At 55.5% G+C, this 14297-nt stretch carries 15 protein-coding genes; 10 read left to right on the top strand and 5 right to left on the bottom strand.

Annotation, left to right across the window (positions count from 1 at the left end; all coding sequences use genetic code 11):
* Positions 1 to 42: 42 nt before the first annotated feature.
* From urtE to urtA, 5 genes are all read right to left on the bottom strand, one after another.
* A complete protein-coding gene (urtE, locus tag Q4544_RS07670; protein WP_303505035.1) occupies positions 43 to 741 on the bottom strand; it encodes an urea ABC transporter ATP-binding subunit UrtE in 699 nt (232 codons plus the stop codon).
* 3 nt (positions 742 to 744) lie between these two features.
* Complete coding sequence (gene urtD, locus Q4544_RS07665; protein WP_303505033.1) at positions 745 to 1485, bottom strand: urea ABC transporter ATP-binding protein UrtD; 741 nt, start codon at positions 1483 to 1485, stop codon at positions 745 to 747.
* Complete coding sequence (gene urtC, locus Q4544_RS07660) at positions 1482 to 2648, bottom strand: urea ABC transporter permease subunit UrtC (protein ID WP_303505031.1); 1167 nt, start codon at positions 2646 to 2648, stop codon at positions 1482 to 1484. Before urtC ends, urtD begins: the two co-directional genes overlap by 4 nt.
* 4 nt (positions 2649 to 2652) lie before the next feature.
* On the bottom strand, positions 2653 to 4596 hold the full coding sequence (gene urtB / locus Q4544_RS07655) for an urea ABC transporter permease subunit UrtB (protein ID WP_303505029.1): 1944 nt from the start codon (positions 4594 to 4596) through the stop codon (positions 2653 to 2655).
* 64 nt (positions 4597 to 4660) lie between these two features.
* A complete protein-coding gene (gene urtA, locus Q4544_RS07650; protein WP_303505027.1) occupies positions 4661 to 5941 on the bottom strand; it encodes an urea ABC transporter substrate-binding protein in 1281 nt (426 codons plus the stop codon).
* A 428-nt stretch (positions 5942 to 6369) separates the two neighbouring features.
* On the opposite strand from urtA, the gene Q4544_RS07645 reads away from it, so the two are divergent.
* The 10 genes from Q4544_RS07645 to Q4544_RS07600 all read left to right on the top strand — a co-directional run bounded on the left by Q4544_RS07645 (position 6370) and on the right by Q4544_RS07600 (position 13390).
* Entirely contained in the window at positions 6370 to 7155 is a 786-nt protein-coding gene (locus Q4544_RS07645) for an urease accessory protein UreD (RefSeq protein WP_303505025.1), read from the top strand.
* 2 nt (positions 7156 to 7157) lie between these two features.
* Entirely contained in the window at positions 7158 to 7460 is a 303-nt protein-coding gene (locus Q4544_RS07640; protein WP_303505023.1) for an urease subunit gamma, read from the top strand.
* Positions 7461 to 7472: 12 nt separating this feature from the next.
* Positions 7473 to 7637 carry a hypothetical protein gene (locus Q4544_RS07635; protein WP_303505021.1) on the top strand — a complete coding sequence of 55 codons (165 nt, stop codon included), beginning with the start codon at positions 7473 to 7475 and terminating at the stop codon, positions 7635 to 7637.
* Positions 7634 to 7939, top strand: coding sequence for an urease subunit beta (locus tag Q4544_RS07630; protein ID WP_303505019.1), 306 nt, complete (start codon positions 7634 to 7636; stop codon positions 7937 to 7939). The genes Q4544_RS07635 and Q4544_RS07630 overlap by 4 nt, the downstream gene beginning before the upstream one ends.
* Positions 7939 to 8370, top strand: a complete 432-nt coding sequence (locus Q4544_RS07625; RefSeq protein ID WP_303505017.1) for a hypothetical protein — start codon at positions 7939 to 7941, stop codon at positions 8368 to 8370. The genes Q4544_RS07630 and Q4544_RS07625 overlap by 1 nt, the downstream gene beginning before the upstream one ends.
* A gap of 1 nt (position 8371) precedes the next feature.
* Complete coding sequence (gene ureC, locus Q4544_RS07620; protein ID WP_303505015.1) at positions 8372 to 10084, top strand: urease subunit alpha; 1713 nt, start codon at positions 8372 to 8374, stop codon at positions 10082 to 10084.
* A 10-nt stretch (positions 10085 to 10094) separates the two neighbouring features.
* Positions 10095 to 10565 (top strand): urease accessory protein UreE, encoded by a 471-nt coding sequence (locus Q4544_RS07615; RefSeq protein ID WP_303505013.1) that lies wholly within the window; start codon positions 10095 to 10097, stop codon positions 10563 to 10565.
* Positions 10555 to 11199 (top strand): urease accessory protein UreF, encoded by a 645-nt coding sequence (locus tag Q4544_RS07610; RefSeq protein ID WP_303505011.1) that lies wholly within the window; start codon positions 10555 to 10557, stop codon positions 11197 to 11199. The genes Q4544_RS07615 and Q4544_RS07610 overlap by 11 nt, the downstream gene beginning before the upstream one ends.
* Positions 11196 to 11810: an urease accessory protein UreG gene (gene ureG / locus Q4544_RS07605; RefSeq protein ID WP_303505009.1), complete on the top strand. Its 615-nt coding sequence runs from the start codon at positions 11196 to 11198 to the stop codon at positions 11808 to 11810. Before Q4544_RS07610 ends, ureG begins: the two co-directional genes overlap by 4 nt.
* Positions 11811 to 11986: 176 nt before the next feature.
* Entirely contained in the window at positions 11987 to 13390 is a 1404-nt protein-coding gene (locus Q4544_RS07600; RefSeq protein WP_303505008.1) for a phosphomannomutase, read from the top strand.
* Positions 13391 to 14297 lie beyond the last annotated feature (907 nt).

Below are 14297 nucleotides of genomic sequence, written 5' to 3'. Positions count from 1 at the left end.
GGGCGTTCGACGTCGGGGACCACGACAGCCCCCAACGAAAAGCTAGACCGATACCTTGGCCAAAAGCGCCTCGCGCTCTGTGTCGGCTCTTGGCGCGTTATGCACCACTTCGCCCCGTGTCAAAGCCACAAAATTGTCGCCCAGACCGTATGCGAAATCAAAGAACTGCTCGACCAACACAATCGCCATATCCCCCCGATCCCGCAAATAGGCAATGACATCGCCGATCTGTTTGATGATGTTCGGCTGAATGCCCTCGGTCGGTTCGTCCAATAGCAACAGCTTTGGTTTCGCCACCAAAGCCCGCGCAATCGCCAACTGTTGCTGCTGACCGCCAGACAAGTCACCACCACGCCGGGCGCGCATGTCTTTTAGTACGGGAAACAGTTCGTAGATTTCATCCGGCACCATGCGTTCATCGCGGGGTAGGCAGGCGTACCCAGTCTCTAGGTTTTCGCGCACCGTCATCAACGGAAACACGTCACGGCCTTGGGGCACATAGCCCACACCATTGCGTGCCATGTAAAACGCTGACGCATTGCGCGGCACTTCGGTGCCATCCAATGACAGATCGCCACCAGATCGCGCATGCGTGCCCGAAATCGCCTTTAACAGAGACGTTTTTCCAACGCCGTTCGTGCCCATCAAGCAAGTGACTTTACCAACATCTGCTTGCATAGAGACGTCGTATAAAATCTGTGAATGCCCGTAATGCAGGGTCAGGTTATCAATTTTCAACATGTCTTAGCGTCCCAGATAAACGTCGATGACTTCGGGGTTTTGTGTCACGTGGTCCAGCGATCCTTCGGCCAGAACTGACCCTTCGTGCAGCACGGTCACTTTGCAGTTCAACCGCCGCACAAATTCCATGTCATGTTCCACAACAACCACCGCACGGGTCTTGGCCGCTTCGACCAAAATCTCGGTGGTCTTCTCACGTTCCGCCGGGGTCATCCCCGCCGCTGGCTCATCGACCAATAACAACCGCGGTTCCTGCGCCAGCAACATCCCAATTTCCAACCACTGCTTTTGACCATGGCTTAACTCGCCCGATTTACGGGTCAGTTGATCGGTCAGGTTGATCTGTTCGGCAATCGCCTCGATCCGCGCGGCACCTTCGGCGGACTTGCGATAAAACAGCACCTCAAACGGCCCGCGCGGGTTCTTGAGCGCCATGGCCAAGTTCTCGCGCACGGTTTGATCTTCGAACACTGTTGGTTTCTGGAACTTTCGCCCCACACCTTCGCGCGCGATTTGGCTTTCGGATTTGCCGATCAGGTTGATCGATTTTTCGCCCCATAAAACGCGCCCTTCATCGGGTTTCGTTTTGCCGGTGACAATATCCATAAACGTGGTTTTACCCGCGCCGTTTGGCCCAATGATCGCCCGCATTTCGGGTTCGTTGATTTGAAAGGCCAGATTGTTGATCGCCTTAAAGCCATCAAAGCTAACCGAGACGCCGGAAAGTTCTAAGAGCGCGCTCATGATGATTTCCTCGCGAATTTATCAAACAACCCGCCGATCCCCGCAGGGAAGAACAGCGTGACCGCAACAAAGGATGTGCCCAGCAGCACCAGCCACCATTCCGTCCATTGAATTGTGTAGAACCCAAGGTTCACCGCAGGTGCGCCACCGCCGGTAAACCAGCTGGACAGCAACGACACGAAAGCCGTGCCGATCACCGCGCCATACAGACGCCCGCGACCACCGATAGCAACCCAAACCGCCAGATAGATTGATGCAATCGGTGCGATCTCTGCCGGGTTGATGATGCCCGCTTGTGGGTAATAGAGCGCGCCGGCGATCCCCGCGACAACAGCCGTCAGGGTAAAGATGAACAGCTTGTAGCTTTCCACGTGATAGCCAAGGAACCGCACCCGCGTTTCGTCATCACGAATGGCGCGAATAACGCTGCCCATCTTGCCAGACAACACCCGCGCAAACAGGACATACCCCAGACCCAGCGCTATGGCTGACGCCCAGAAAAAGCCCATCGACACCACAGATTGCGGTACGGCTTCGAACCCCGGAATATTCTGCAAGCCAGACAAGCCGTTGTTGCCGCGCAGACCACTGTCGTTTTGAAACAGATAGAGCGCCAAGGCCAATGTCATCGCTTGGGTCAGGATCGACAGGTAAACGCCGGTCACCCGCGACCGGAACGCCAGCCAGCCAAAGATCAAGGCTAATAGCCCCGGCACCAGAACCACCAGCAGTAGCTGCAACACCAAGCTATGCGAAAATGCCCAGATCAGCGGGAATTCGGACGATCCGACCACCCCAAAGATCTGCGTCGCAATCGCGTCGTTCACTTCAGTCGGTGTCGCTGGAATGGTCCTTTCGGCCAAGTTAGAGACGACAATCGCCTCGGTCCGCGCATACATCAGCCACATGCCAACCGCATAGCCGCCGATGCCAAAGAACGCGAAGTGACCCAATGAAAGGATACCGCAGTAGCCCCACACAACATCCATCGCGATGGCCACAAGGCATAGGCACAACACCTTGCCCAAGGTCTTAACGAAAGAGGTAGAGATCAGGCCAGCGCCCGTCGCCTCTGCCATCAAGGTGACAACAACGGTGAACAAGCCAAGGCAGGCCAGAAACCAAAGGACAGACGGGTTTTGAGCAATAAAACTTTTCCGCATGGTCTTAATCTCCTGCCGCGCGGCCCTTCAGGGCAATGATGCCCTTCGGACGGAATTGAATGAACAGGATGATGAACAAGATCATATAGGTCTGCGCCGCCAAGGTGTTGGTCGGGTTCAACCACTCGACACCCTTTTGGAAGAAGCCAATCATCGCAGCCCCCGCCAACGTACCCCAAACGTTGCCAACGCCGCCGACCACAACGGTCATAAAGCTTTGCACAATATAGTCTGATCCCATCTCGGACGTGACTTTGGCAAACAGGCCAATCGCAACACCGGCGATCCCCGCGATGCCAGAGCCAAGGCCAAAGGTCATCATCTTGATCTTATCCGGGTTGATCCCCATCGATGCCGCCATGCGTGGGTTCTGCGTTACCGCGCGCACCTCTAGGCCCAGACGGGTCTTTTTCAGAATGAACAACAATAGCCCCAAGAACATCAGTGCCAGCACGAAAATCGCGATACGAATATAGCTGATCTGCACAACGTCATTGATGACCCAAGCGCCATCCAACCAACCCGGAGAGGTCAGCGGACGCGCCTGCGTGCCAAAGATGTTCTTTGCCAACTGCTGCAACGCCACCGAAATACCAAAGGTCGCCAATAGCGTTTCGAGCGGGCGGTTATAGAGCCAGCGAATAACCAACCGCTCCATCGCGACACCCGCCGCAAACGTCACCGCAAAGGCCAAGGGCAGGGCCACAACCAGTGACAGCGTGTAGTTGGTAATGAACTGCTGCACGACGTAACCGGTATAAGCACCCATCATGATGAACTCGCCATGCGCCATGTTGATCACGCCCATCACTCCAAAGGTGATGGCCAAGCCAACAGCGGCCAAGAAATAGATCGACGCCAAAGAAATCGCATCCATGCCCAGATCAACCGCTTGGTTCATCGCCACTTTGGTCTGAATGGCCTTCTGCGTTTCTAAAGCTGCCGCCGTTACGGCCGCGTCGTTTTCTAGGTAAACTTGGTAGAAACCCCACTCCGCAAAGGCACGATCCAGATCGCCTTCGGAGACACGTTTTTGAACCAATCCCTGCGCTGCCAGCGTGTCATAAGCCACCGCGCGATTTTGCATGTCGCCCAACTGCGCAACAGGAACACCACCGGCTTTGCCGCCGTCCACATGCGCCTCTAGCGCAAGGCGCACGTCATTGTCGGTGAGCCGCGGTGGGAAGCCATGTTCCTCAACCAAAATCGCATAAGCCGCATCCCGCGAAAGTGCCTCGCTACCGGGCTCCAATACCTCAGACACATTCGCATCTGGCACAGCATCAGCCGCCACAAACCGCGTTTCCAAAATCTGGGACATCACGGCTCGGCCATCAACGCTTAGGTCATCCGACAGAAATTCAATCGCATCCACACGCGCCTCTGTGGTGTCGCCAAAACGCGCAGTCAAATAGCCTGCTAATCGCCTTTTCCGCTGTAATAGAGCCGCATCAGGCTCACCTTCGATCGACGCCACCAATGGCGCGATTTGGTTTGGGCTTAAGTTTCGCGCAATGGCATCCACCGCATTTCTGCGGCGTTCAATATCGGGATCGCTTAGCAAAAACTGCACCAGCGCCTCACCAATCACCTTACGGACACCGCCGTTCGGTTTTATTTGTTTCAAAGTACCGGCATCAACGCCCGTGGCCACAATCTCACCCGTTGAAATATCAATCAGGTCACGGCCCTCGGCGGATTTCGCGGCATAAAAGAAAACCCCATCGTCTTTGCGCACATACAGTGCCTTATCCTGCCAACGTTCCAGGAAAACGGGAACCTCTGGCAAGCCTGACGCACCAAGTGCTTCGATCACCGGCCCAACGGTTTTCCGTGAAGGTTTTTCAACGATCTTTTGATGAGTTTGTAAGAGGCTCTGTAAGTCTTGGGCATACAGCGCAACAGGCAGGCAGAGCAGTGCCAGCGCCAATGTAAGTGTACGGATCATGGGGGAGTTTTCTAAATCAGGGGTCGGGGCGCCAAACGTGGCACCCCGACAATTTCTAGACAGATTAGTAGTTAGACTTCAGCTGTACACAGGAACCGGTTTCGGTGTTGTACATACCGCAGCCCAGGTCTTTCCAGTCGGACTTCAGAACAGCAGAGGCTGGCAAGAAGTCAGTCCATGCGTCACCCGGAACTTCTGCAGTTTTAGAGATGATATCGAACTGACCGTCCGCTTGGATTTCACCAATCAGAACTGGTTTCGCCAAGTGGTGGTTAGGCAGCATAACCGCTGTACCGCCAGTCAGGTTCGGGAACTCTTGACCGTACATCGCTGTACGAACCGCATCCACGTCTGTGGTGCCAGCCGCTTCAACCGCGTTAACCCACATGTTGAAACCGATGTAATGCGCTTCCATTGGGTCGTTGGTCACACGCTCTTCGCCAGCAAAGGCTTTCCATGCGTCGATGAATTCAGCGTTTGCATCAGATTCTGCAGACTGGAAGTAGTTCCAAGCCGCCAAGTGACCTTCTAGGTTCGCTGTGTCCAGACCGGATAGCTCTTCTTCACCAACAGAGAACGCAACAACTGGGATGTCATCCGCAGAGATGCCCGCCGCTGCCAGCTCTTTATAGAAGCCGATGTTTGCGTCGCCGTTGATGGTAGAGATGACACCAACAGATTTGCCGTCTTCACCCAATGCCACAACGTCAGCAACGATGGTTGCCCAGTCAGAGTGACCAAATGGTGTGTAGTTCACAAAGATGTCGTCTTTCGCGATACCGTTGTCTTGTAGGTACTGCTCAAGAATGTTGTTTGTGGTCCGTGGGTACACGTAGTCTGTGCCCAACAGTGCGAATTTCTCGACACCAAGCTCTTCTAGGAAGTAATCAACCGCTGGGATCGCTTGCTGGTTCGGCGCCGCACCTGTGTAGAATACGTTCTTAGAAGACTCTTCGCCTTCGTACTGAACAGGGTAGAACAGCAGGCCGTTCAATTCTTCGATCACTGGCAGAACAGACTTACGGGACACCGAAGTCCAGTTGCCAAAGATAACGTCAACTTCATGTGTAGTCAGAAGCTCACGTGCTTTTTCAGCAAACAGTGGCCAATCAGATGCCGGGTCAACAACCACTGGCTCAATCGCACAACCCAAGACACCGCCTTTTGCGTTCTGCTGTTCAACCAGCATCAGCATTGTGTCTTTCAAAGTTGTTTCAGAAATCGCCATGGTGCCGGACAAAGAGTGCAGAACACCCACTTTAACGGAACAATCACTCGCCATAGCAGTGCCGGCCATTACGGTTAGGGCAGCAGCACTTGTTAGGGTTTTAGAGAACAGGTTCATTTTTAGCTCCTAGCGAAGCCCGCCGAGATTGCACCGCGCGGCGCAAAATCGTAGCAATGGCTTCGCAACTGTTGTTGCAATTCGTGTGGCGGCCGCTTCGAGGTCCAATTCGTATGGTCGTCACACACCCACATCCCACATTTTGACAGCAATGCGTCTGGGTGCCCTTAGTGAAGAGTATGCTTTCGCCCTAGATCAATGTTCCGAGTGATCCACGCGGCAAGATTGAGGCGTTTGCTCAAAAATTGCGCTCACAGCCCGTTGATGGGTTAAAAAATGTGCAAACTATCGCAGCCATAATCTCAAAACGAGGGAATCATAGTCACTTTACGGTCTAGGTGATCAAGGATGCAGCAACAGGACATGCATAAGGACATCCGACCATTAACGCGCCGTTTACATATGACCCAGCATACGCCGTAGGTCCCGTGCCGCGAACGGTCGGAAAACTGTCGCTTTCCAGTAAAGAGGTCGGAGCACGCAGCGGCTTGGACCAGTTCCGCACCCAAGGCGCGATGAAGGCTCTCTTTGCTCGCAGCAATGATGTACAGGCGATCCTGATCAACACATCCGGCGGCCTGACAGGCGGGGACACCCTCGATCTAAATCTAACAGCAGGCGAAAACAGCCAACTGACCGCGACAACTCAAGCCGCCGAACGCGCCTATCGCGCGCAATCCGGCATGGCGCGGGTCACGACGCATCTAACAGTCCACGACAACGCCCAACTCAATTGGCTCCCCCAAGAGCTGATCCTGTTTGAAGGCTCGGCTTTGCATCGCACCCTCAAAGCCGACCTGACCGAAAACGCCCGTCTATTGATGGTCGAACCCGTTGTCTTTGGCCGCACAGCTATGGGCGAAACCCTGACCGACATTCAGTTCCACGACCGCATCGACATCCGTCGCAACGGCACACCTATATATAAGGACGGTCTCGACCTAAACGGCGACATGACCCAACACCTCGCCCGCCGCGCCATCGGCCAAGGGGCAGGGGCCATGGCCAGCCTTGTCTACATCGCCCCCGATGCCGAGGCCCATCTGAAATCCATTCAATCCCAGCTACCGCCAACCGCCGGCGCCAGCCTGCGCGAACCTGACATGCTGGTCCTTCGTATGATCGCCGCCGACAGTTTCGAACTGCGCCGCAGCCTTCTTCCTATCCTTGACCGGCTCAGCCGCGATGGCCTGCCAACCTCCTGGAGACTCTAACCATGAACCTGACCCCTAGGGAAAAAGACAAACTGCTGGTGGCCATGGCCGCCGAAGTGGCCCGCAAACGCCTTGCCCGTGGTGTGAAACTGAACCACCCCGAGGCAATTGCCCTGATCACCGACGCCGTCGTCGAAGGCGCGCGCGATGGCCGGTCCGTCGCCGATATGATGGAGGCTGGCGCCCAAGTCATCACCCGTGATCAATGCATGAGCGGCATCCCCGAAATGATCCATGACGTACAGGTCGAGGCCACCTTTCCAGATGGCACCAAACTCGTCACCGTTCACAACCCCATTCGCTAAGGAGACACTCCCATGACATTCGCATCCAAAATCGCCCTGCCTCTGATCGTTCTTGCCGCCCCAGCATCCGCACACACCGGCGCACATCTGCATCCGCATGGCTCTGAAAACATCCTGATGGGTCTGGCCTTCATCGCCGTGGCCGCACTTGGCGCAACATTGGCGCTGCGCAAATGATCCCCGGCGAACTCTTTCCAGCCGAGGGTGATCTCACCCTAAACGACGGCGCAACCGCGATCACGCTGATGGTCGCCAACACCGGCGACCGCCCGGTCCAAGTTGGCAGCCACTACCATTTCGCTGAAACCAACCCGGCCCTCGATTTTGACCGCACCGCCGCCTACGGCCACCGCCTAGATATCGCATCCGGCACCGCCGTCCGTTTCGAACCCGGCCAACGCCGCGAAGTGAACTTGATCCCGATTTCTGGCAATCGTAAGATTTTCGGATTTAATCAGAAAGTTATGGGGAATCTCTGATGGGAACCGAAGTTGTTGTTATCGCTATTTGGCTTTTCTGCTTTCTTGCAGCAATCGCCATAATTGCCCGCATGTTGTGGACGTCACGAAAACTCGAAGCCATCGTTTCAACTGCTGCACTAGGCGTTTCTATCGTAGCAGTTACAATGCCCTTTGGTTCTCAGACTTGGTATGTATTGGCTGCTTTATCTGTAGTTACATGTTTGTTTAGTCTTGTTTCACTCGGCTTCCAGTGGCGTTTTCCGGTAATAATATTTGGCGCCATTCTACCAGCGCTCGCAAGCTTGAACCTGTTCTTTCCTCGCGTTTTTCCGAACTCACTTGGGCTAATTGGGGAGATCACATTGATCTTCGTTCCTCTGCTCTTCGTGCTTTCAACTGTGTTCCTAACTGGTGCTCTCACTAAGCGCTCAATCCAAGGACCTTTCTGACATGCCAGCAACCATCAAACGATCCGACTATGCCGCCATGTTCGGCCCAACCGTGGGCGACAAACTGCGGCTTGCAGACACTGACCTGATCATCGAAGTCGAACGCGACCTGACCGGCCCTTACGGCGAAGAGGTCAAATTCGGCGGCGGTAAAGTCATCCGCGATGGCATGGGCCAATCCCAAGTCACCCGCGCGGCAGGGGCGGTGGATACTGTCATCACCAACGCGCTGATCGTGGATTACTCCGGCGTATATAAAGCCGACGTTGGCCTGCGCGATGGCCGCATCCACAAAATCGGCAAGGCCGGAAACCCCGATACCCAGCCAAACATCGACATCATCGTCGGCCCCGGCACCGAAGTCATCGCAGGCGAAGGCCGCATTCTGACCGCTGGCGGTTTTGACAGTCACATCCATTTCATCTGCCCACAGCAGATCGACGACGCATTGCACTCGGGCCTGACCACAATGCTCGGTGGAGGCACCGGGCCAGCGCACGGCACTTTGGCCACCACCTGCACCCCCGGTGCTTGGCACCTTGGCCGCATGATGCAGGCCGCAGATGCCTTTCCAATGAACCTCGCCTTCGCAGGCAAAGGCAACGCCAGCCTGCCCGCAGCGCTAGAGGAACAGATCAAAGGCGGCGCCTGCGCGCTGAAACTGCACGAGGATTGGGGCACCACCCCAGCCGCCATCGATTGCTGCCTATCGGTGGCCGATGACATGGACGTGCAGGTGATGATCCACACCGACACGCTGAATGAATCTGGCTTTGTCGAACACACTGTCGGCGCTATGAAGGGCCGTACTATCCATGCCTTTCACACCGAAGGCGCGGGCGGCGGCCACGCGCCCGACATCATCAAAATCTGCGGCGAAGATCACGTCTTGCCCAGCTCCACCAACCCAACACGCCCCTTCACCGTAAACACGATCGAGGAACACCTCGATATGCTCATGGTTTGTCACCATCTGGATAAATCCATCCCCGAAGACGTGGCCTTTGCCGAAAGCCGCATTCGCCGCGAAACCATCGCCGCCGAAGACATCCTGCACGACATGGGCGCGTTCTCGATCATCGCGTCAGACAGCCAAGCGATGGGGCGCGTGGGCGAGGTTCTGATCCGCACATGGCAAACTGCCGATAAGATGAAAAAGCAACGCGGGCGATTGTCCGAAGAAACCGGCGAAAACGATAACTTCCGTGTGCGCCGTTATATTGCGAAATACACCATCAACCCTGCCATCGCGCATGGTCTAAGCCACGAAATCGGCAGCATCGCCGAAGGCAAGCGTGCTGACCTCGTTCTATGGGATCCGGCGTTCTTTGGTATTAAGCCAGAAATGGTCTTGCTCGGCGGCACAATCGCTATGGCGCAAATGGGTGATCCGAATGCCTCGATCCCAACACCGCAACCGGTCTATTCGCGCCCCATGTTCGGTGCCTTTGGCCGCAGCGTTGAACACTCTGCCGTGACCTTCGTGTCCCAAGCCGCCCAAGCGGATGGCCTGCGCGACAACCTCGGCCTCGCCAAGCAAACCGTTGCTGTGCAAAACACCCGCAACATTGGCAAGCGCGACCTCAAACTGAACAGCGCGACGCCCAAGGTCGAAGTGAACCCCGAAACCTACGAAGTCCGCGCCGATGGCGAGCTGCTGACCTGCCAACCGGCAACAGAGCTGCCAATGGCCCAGCGTTACTTCATGTTCTGAGGTTTGAATGATGTCACAACTCCCTCTCGCACAAAAACTACACCGCCACGGCCATGATAAGGCCGAGGCGTTCGTAACCCTCGACTACGACGGCCGCTTTCTACGTCGCAAACGTCTCGTCACCAGCGGCGGCTGGGCTTTCGTTGTCGATCTGGAACAAACCACATCGCTGGATGACGGCGATACGCTGGAACTCTCCGATGGCCGCATGGTCGAAATCCGCGCGGCGGCTGAGGATGTTCTAATCGTCACGGGCGACAGCCTGCACCGCCTCGCATGGCACATCGGCAATCGCCACACGCCCTGCCAGATCGAGGAAACCCGCCTGTTGATCCAGAACGATCCGGTGATCAAACACATGCTGGAACACCTCGGCGCAACTGTGGTGCAAGCAACCGAACCCTTTACCCCTGAAGGTGGCGCATACGGTCACGGCCGCACGCATTCCCACGAACATGTGGCAACCGCCCATGCACATTGATCCGCGCCTTTTAACCCTGACGCAATGGCTGTCCCCCGCCTATCCGGTGGGCAGCTTTGCCTTTTCCCACGGGTTAGAAAGCGCAATCGCCAATGGCTGGGTCAGCGATGAAGCCACGCTCAAGGCTTGGCTGCAAGACATCTTGACCCACGGCACCGGCAAATCCGATGCTGCCTGGATTCACATGGCCTATAACTCCACAGCCTCAGACCTTGACGATCTAAACGCCCAAGCCATCGCCTTTGCCCCATCCAAAGAACGCCTACGTGAATCCATCCGCCAAGGCGCCGCCTTTGCGCGGGTCACGTCCGAGGTTTGGCAGATTGATCTGCCCAACCTCATGCTCCCAATCGCGTTGGGCCGCGCTGCACGCTTAGTCGATCTCGACCCAACCGCCACAGCAACACTCTATCTCCACGCCTTCCTCAGCAATCTAACCTCAGCCGCGCAGCGCTTGATGCCCCTTGGGCAAACCGGCGCACAACGCGTGCTCGCACAGCTGACCCCCGATTGCACAACCATCGCCCAAGCCGCGACAGAGCTGACGCCGGATGACATCACATCCTCGGCCTTTCTGTCTGACATCGCAGCGATGCAACACGAAACACTTGAACCAAGGCTCTTTCAATCATGACCAAGATGAACGGCCCCCTCCGCATCGGCATCGGCGGCCCCGTTGGCGCTGGTAAAACCACGCTAACCGCACGCCTGTCCGAAGGGTTAAAATCTCATTACTCCATCGGCGTCATCACAAATGACATCTACACCCAAGAAGATGCCGAAGCCCTGATGCGGATGCAAATCCTGCCCGGTGATCGGATCATCGGTGTCGAAACCGGCGGCTGCCCCCATACGGCCATCCGCGAAGATGCCTCCATCAACCTCGCCGCAGTGGCAGAGATGCAAGAGCGTCACGCTGATCTGGAAATCGTTTTGATCGAAAGCGGCGGCGATAATCTCTCTGCCACCTTCAGCCCCGAACTCGCTGACATCACGATCTACGTCATTGATGTCGCCGCCGGTGAAGAGATCCCGCGCAAAGGTGGCCCGGCGATCACGCGATCCGATATTCTGGTGATCAATAAAACCGATCTCGCCCCACATGTCGGCGCGTCACTTGAGGTGATGAAAAGTGACGCAACCCGCGTCCGCCAATCGCGCCCATTTGTGTTCACCGCGATGCGTCACGGTGAAGGTGTCGATCAGGTGATTTCCCTGATCAAAGAGGTCGCGGGCCTCGCCTAAAAGGAATCGTACGTTTCGGCGCGTGAAACGTACGAATTTCCAGATTACCAAAGTGTGAAGGCCTGCGTTCGGTGCGTTCATATTAACCTTTGGCCGGTGGTGGCTGGCAAGGCCTTCTCAGGGCGGGGTCGGCTATGGTATGGCGCATGAAATTGGTATTTTAGAAGGCACATATTATGGCACCGAAATTCGGCACAAGCGGCGTTCGCGGGTTGGTCACAGAGCTCACCGACGAGGTTGTCACGTCCTATACCAAAGCCTTCCTGTCCGAATGCGACGCGGGGGATGCGGTCTACGTTGGCTGGGACTTGCGTGAATCCTCACCCCTTATCGCAGAGGTCGTGATGCGAAGCGTGCAGGATATGGGCAAAAAGGTCGTGAATTGCGGCGTTCTGCCAACCCCGGCTTTGGCCCTTGCCGCTGATAATGCCGATAGTGGCGCGATCATGATCACAGGCAGCCACATCCCAGCAGATCGCAACGGGATCAAGTTTTACACGCGTGCGGGTGAAATTTCCAAGGCGGATGAGGCAAAGATCGTGGCGTCTTTGGCAAAACAACATCAGGCCCAATCCAACGACAACCCGCGTATAGACGCAGCCGACGACGCCAAAGCGGCTTATATTCAACGCTATGCCACAGCCTTTGGTGCGGATGCGCTAAATGGGTTGCGCATTGGCGTGTACCAACACAGCTCTGTCGCGCGTGATATTCTGGTAGAAATGGTGACGCAGCTTGGCGCGAAAGCCATCCCGCTGGAACGCACATCGCATTTCGTGCCGGTGGATACAGAAGCCGTCGATCCAACCTCTCGCGCCAAATTCGCGGAATGGTGCGAAACCCATAAGCTAGACGCGCTGATCTCAACCGATGGTGACGCAGATCGCCCAATGGTGACAGATCACAGCGGCCAAATCGTACCTGGGGACGTGCTTGGTGTGTTGACCGCTCTGTATCTAAAGGCGGACACCATTTGCACACCTGTGTCGTCAAACTCGATGATTATGTCGATGGACGCATTCAGCGACATTCAGCTGACCAAAATCGGCTCGCCCTTTGTTGTGGCGGCAATCGAAGAGGTTCTGGCGAAGAACACAGAAGCTAGGGTTGTTGGCTATGAGGCCAACGGTGGTTTCCTGCTCGGCTATACGCATCAAACGAATGCTGGCGAATTGCGTCCCCTTCTGACCAGAGACTGCGCTCTGCCAATCGTCGCCTCACTGGCGTCTGCGGTCCGTGCAGGGCTTTCATTGGCTGAGCTTACGGCAACGCTTCCAAGCCGCTTTTCGGCGGCTGACCGGATTGCAGGCATTCAAACGGCAACATCTGCTGCATTTCTAGCGGATCTCATCGCCGACCCACAAAAGCGCACTGCGTTCTTTGATATGCCTGCCGTAGAAGCCAAGGTCGATACGACTGATGGCTTACGTGTGACCTTTGCCAATGAAGAGGTGGTTCATCTCCGTCCTTCAGGCAATGCACCAGAGTTTCGCTGTTATGCAGAGGCGGAAACAGCAGACCGTGCCCGCGCACTTGTCGACCTTCACTTAAGTAAGGTCGCGGCCCAATTGGCGTCGTAGAGATTGAAATGCAAAAGGGCGCCTCTAGGGGCGCCCTTTTTGTCAAAAGTGCCGTCGCGCTGAAACAGCACAACGACTTATTTTGTGTTTAGGTATTCTACCCAATGCGGAACATTGCGACGTTCCAGTTTTGAACAAAAGCTGTCCATAAGTTTCTGAGCGAAAGAAAAGCCCGAAACACGGGCAACTGTATGAGCCAAAGCGGCCATGTGACTTACTCCTGATAATGGTTTTGATGTGCCCCCCTCTAGAATAGGGGGCATTCAAGAACCACTGCTAGATTCGCATGGCCGACCTGCGTTTCAGCGAATCCGCGACGATTCTAAGCCAGATCCCAAGAGATTCCCGCGAGTCACTCCCGATATCAGGGTGACTCGCCGTTGAATCGAATTGCGCGACGCGTGATTCAGCACAAAAGTCCTGGATTTGGCGATGAAAACCGGACTTTCTGGTGGGGGATTGCACAAAATGTTAGCGCCATTGCCCTTATTTTATTGAGTGTGACACTTTTTTGAAAGTTTCCTGTAAAAAGCGCTTGCGGCTGTGCGCAAGTAACCTTAGAACCCCCCTTACCGGCGGCGCTGAGGCGCACAACGGCGGGTCAGACGGGAAACGGAGCGGTGCTCTGGAGACGGTTTGAGAAGAAAATTTTGAGGTACTAAGACGCAGGTTGCGCCGTAAGTTAGGGCGCTACGTGTTAATTTTTGTCTCTGAGGTCTTTGGTTTTACTGAGGATTTCACGCTTTTTGACATTGTGATGACACTGAAGAGATATGTGGGCGGTTTGGCCGTTATACGACGGACGAATGTTTGCATATCTGGTCTTTAGGGCTTCGGCTCGATGATAAGATTAACAGCTTCACTGTTTGGACGGCTTTTTGTTAACTTTGTTAACTTAAGCACAACA

This window comes from Cognatishimia sp. 1_MG-2023 (assembly GCF_030548175.1).
Taxonomy (GTDB): Bacteria; Pseudomonadota; Alphaproteobacteria; order Rhodobacterales; family Rhodobacteraceae; genus Cognatishimia.
The sequence above is the reverse complement of the archived record's forward strand: the minus strand, read 5'-3'. Positions and strand labels throughout refer to the sequence as shown.

Excerpts from the sequence above, each read along its gene's own strand:
- Q4544_RS07610 (WP_303505011.1), top strand. The coding sequence starts at position 10,555 with ATGCACATTGATCCGCGCCTTTTAACCCTGACGCAATGGCTGTCCCCC.
- urtC (WP_303505031.1), bottom strand. The coding sequence starts at position 2,648 with ATGCGGAAAAGTTTTATTGCTCAAAACCCGTCTGTCCTTTGGTTTCTG.
- ureG (WP_303505009.1), top strand. The coding sequence starts at position 11,196 with ATGACCAAGATGAACGGCCCCCTCCGCATCGGCATCGGCGGCCCCGTT.
- ureC (WP_303505015.1), top strand. The coding sequence starts at position 8,372 with ATGCCAGCAACCATCAAACGATCCGACTATGCCGCCATGTTCGGCCCA.
- urtD (WP_303505033.1), bottom strand. The coding sequence starts at position 1,485 with ATGAGCGCGCTCTTAGAACTTTCCGGCGTCTCGGTTAGCTTTGATGGC.
- urtE (WP_303505035.1), bottom strand. The coding sequence starts at position 741 with ATGTTGAAAATTGATAACCTGACCCTGCATTACGGGCATTCACAGATT.
- Q4544_RS07635 (WP_303505021.1), top strand. The coding sequence starts at position 7,473 with ATGACATTCGCATCCAAAATCGCCCTGCCTCTGATCGTTCTTGCCGCC.
- Q4544_RS07625 (WP_303505017.1), top strand. The coding sequence starts at position 7,939 with ATGGGAACCGAAGTTGTTGTTATCGCTATTTGGCTTTTCTGCTTTCTT.
- Q4544_RS07600 (WP_303505008.1), top strand. The coding sequence starts at position 11,987 with ATGGCACCGAAATTCGGCACAAGCGGCGTTCGCGGGTTGGTCACAGAG.
- urtA (WP_303505027.1), bottom strand. The coding sequence starts at position 5,941 with ATGAACCTGTTCTCTAAAACCCTAACAAGTGCTGCTGCCCTAACCGTA.
- Q4544_RS07630 (WP_303505019.1), top strand. The coding sequence starts at position 7,634 with ATGATCCCCGGCGAACTCTTTCCAGCCGAGGGTGATCTCACCCTAAAC.
- Q4544_RS07615 (WP_303505013.1), top strand. The coding sequence starts at position 10,095 with ATGTCACAACTCCCTCTCGCACAAAAACTACACCGCCACGGCCATGAT.
- urtB (WP_303505029.1), bottom strand. The coding sequence starts at position 4,596 with ATGATCCGTACACTTACATTGGCGCTGGCACTGCTCTGCCTGCCTGTT.
- Q4544_RS07640 (WP_303505023.1), top strand. The coding sequence starts at position 7,158 with ATGAACCTGACCCCTAGGGAAAAAGACAAACTGCTGGTGGCCATGGCC.